The organism is Bacillus sp. FSL W8-0640 (assembly GCF_038007725.1).
GTDB lineage: Bacteria > Bacillota > Bacilli > Bacillales > Bacillaceae_G > Bacillus_A > Bacillus_A cereus.
The window spans coordinates 300,001-302,500 of record NZ_JBBOXT010000001.1 but is presented as its reverse complement, the minus strand read 5'-3'; the positions used below and the strand labels follow the sequence as shown (position 1 = coordinate 302,500).

Here is a 2,500-nt window from a genome sequence, read left to right as displayed (position 1 = left end):
GTTCGTAACCCTTATAGGAGAGCAGTCAGTTCTTTCGTATCCTTAATTGGACCTCCTTATATGGAACATCCCGAATGGAAACCCATCCGAAAGTTTTTATATCAAGATGAAAATTCCTCCAAAGGGATCTCATTTAAACAATTTCTATACTATCTATTTATGAAAGGAGCTCACGCAAGTGATATTAACCCACATTTCACACAACAATATATAGCTGGTGAAGAAGAATATGTGACCAATTATATATACTTAGAAAACTTCGATCAGGAAATGAAAGAATTAGAAAAGCGTTTCGAATTAAAAACCGCACCAATAAATGAGTTCTCAACATCATGGCATCATCAAACTCCCGCCATGATTTATAAAGGGGATTTTAGCGAAGGCGATATTACTGATCCTTTATTTCCCCGTCATCCGACTTTTGAAAGCTTTTATGATACTGAATGTATACAACTTGTCCAAACAATATTTCAAAATGATTTCGACACATATAAATACAGCAAAGAATATCCATACTAACTTTAGTCTATTATCTTTGCTAAATAAAAAAGATACCTCATATATAAGGTATCTTTTTAACATTTCAATTATATAAATCATACTGTTTAACAGTCTCTATTCTCCACCTTGTTACCTTTTAATAGATTACATAACTTTTGCTTATCCGCCCATCCTACTCCGATTAAAACTAAACTCGCTCCCATTATTACTCTCCATGTCAGAGATTCATTTAATAGAATAATTGAAGTAACAATACTTATTAATGGTAATGCATTTAAATATAATCCGCTTACTGATGCTGAAACTCTCTCTAGCGCTTTATTCCAAAACCAATATGCTAAAATTGTTGCTCCAATAACAAGGTATATTACACTAAGTCCCGTTTTCCAAGTTTCAACCTTTGGGAGACCGTAATAAAAAATTTCTACCAGTGCAAACGGTAAGAGAATAACAGCTCCAATAATTAAAGTTAATGTTGTAAAAACCTCGTTTGATAAATACTGTTCTTGTTTTGGCCGTTTTAGCAAAACTGTGTAGAAAGCAAATAGAAAAGTACTTAATAATATCAGTATATCTCCTATTAAAGACACTTCTTGATTAGCACTTTTAGATGGAATCGTAATAAAGAGTACTCCTATAGCACCCAATATAATTCCTATCCAATAATTCAATCGAATTTTCTCTTTCAAAAAGAGTGCTGAAAAAAGAATTGTAACTAATGGTAATGCAGCATCTATAATACTCACATGTAATCCACTGGTTAAAGAAATACCGTAGGATGTAAACATAAAATAACCAGCTACACCGGTAAAAGCTAACAAACTCATTCTTTTCCATGGAACTTTTCTATGTACAACTGATTTTTGTAGTCGCTTAAATGAGAATAGCATACAAATTCCACCTGCAAAGAAAAGACGAATAAACAACAAAGTAAACGGCTGAATAGATTCTAACGCCCATTTTGTTGGCGCAATGGCTGTGCCCCATAATATAACAGCCACTAATAACATGCATATTTCTTTCATAATCCCCCACACCCATCAAAAATATATGTTAACTACCTTAATTATAGATTTTTTCTAATGTAAAATCCTTTAAAAACACAAAAGGTTATGTTAAAAGAGCTAGATTGCTACTTTTCATATAACCTTTTTATATAAGATCACAAACATTCTTGTTACATCTGGACTATATTCTTATAAAGGTAATTCTTACCTTTAAATTTAAAATAATAAAAATAAACACAAAAAAACCTAAGTCGAAACGACTTAGGTTTTTGCTTGGCGACGTCCTACTCTCACAGGGACAAGGTCCCAACTACCATCGGCGCTAGAGAGCTTAACTTCCGTGTTCGGTATGGGAACGGGTGTGACCTCTCTGCCATCATCACCAAACTATGAAGGCATATTCCTTCAAAACTAGATAACATTGCTACATATTATATGGTTAAGTCCTCGATCTATTAGTATTCGTCAGCTCCACATGTCACCATGCTTCCACCTCGAACCTATCAACCTGATCATCTTTCAGGGATCTTACTAGCTTACGCTATGGGAAATCTCATCTTGAGGGGGCTTCATGCTTAGATGCTTTCAGCACTTATCCCTTCCGCACATAGCTACCCAGCTATGCCCTTGGCAGAACAACTGGTACACCAGCGGTGCGTCCATCCCGGTCCTCTCGTACTAAGGACAGCTCCTCTCAAATTTCCTACGCCCACGACGGATAGGGACCGAACTGTCTCACGACGTTCTGAACCCAGCTCGCGTACCGCTTTAATGGGCGAACAGCCCAACCCTTGGGACCGACTACAGCCCCAGGATGCGATGAGCCGACATCGAGGTGCCAAACCTCCCCGTCGATGTGGACTCTTGGGGGAGATAAGCCTGTTATCCCCGGGGTAGCTTTTATCCGTTGAGCGATGGCCCTTCCATGCGGAACCACCGGATCACTAAGCCCGACTTTCGTCCCTGCTCGACTTGTAGGTCTCGCAGTCAAG

General features: G+C 37.8%; 2 protein-coding genes and 2 rRNA genes (2 of these 4 running past the window's edge). 1 reads left to right on the top strand and 3 read right to left on the bottom strand.

Translation table 11 applies throughout. From position 1 onward, the window contains the following. Window positions 1-519, top strand: the 3' portion of a protein-coding gene (locus N2V80_RS01670) for a sulfotransferase family 2 domain-containing protein (RefSeq protein WP_000483020.1). Its footprint begins 273 nt before the window's first position; the window shows 519 of its 792 coding nt (coding positions 274-792); its start codon lies beyond the left edge, outside the window; it ends in the stop codon at window positions 517-519. An 86-nt stretch (window positions 520-605) separates the two neighbouring features. Here N2V80_RS01670 and N2V80_RS01665 read toward each other — a convergent pair whose 3' ends face one another. From N2V80_RS01665 to N2V80_RS01655, 3 genes are all read right to left on the bottom strand, one after another. Then, window positions 606-1,526, bottom strand: a complete 921-nt coding sequence (locus N2V80_RS01665) for a DMT family transporter (RefSeq protein ID WP_000658286.1) — start codon at window positions 1,524-1,526, stop codon at window positions 606-608. 253 nt (window positions 1,527-1,779) lie between these two features. Continuing rightward, window positions 1,780-1,895 (bottom strand): 5S ribosomal RNA (gene rrf, locus N2V80_RS01660). A 48-nt stretch (window positions 1,896-1,943) separates the two neighbouring features. Then, a 23S ribosomal RNA gene (locus N2V80_RS01655) occupies window positions 1,944-2,500 on the bottom strand (it continues 2,365 nt past the right edge of the window).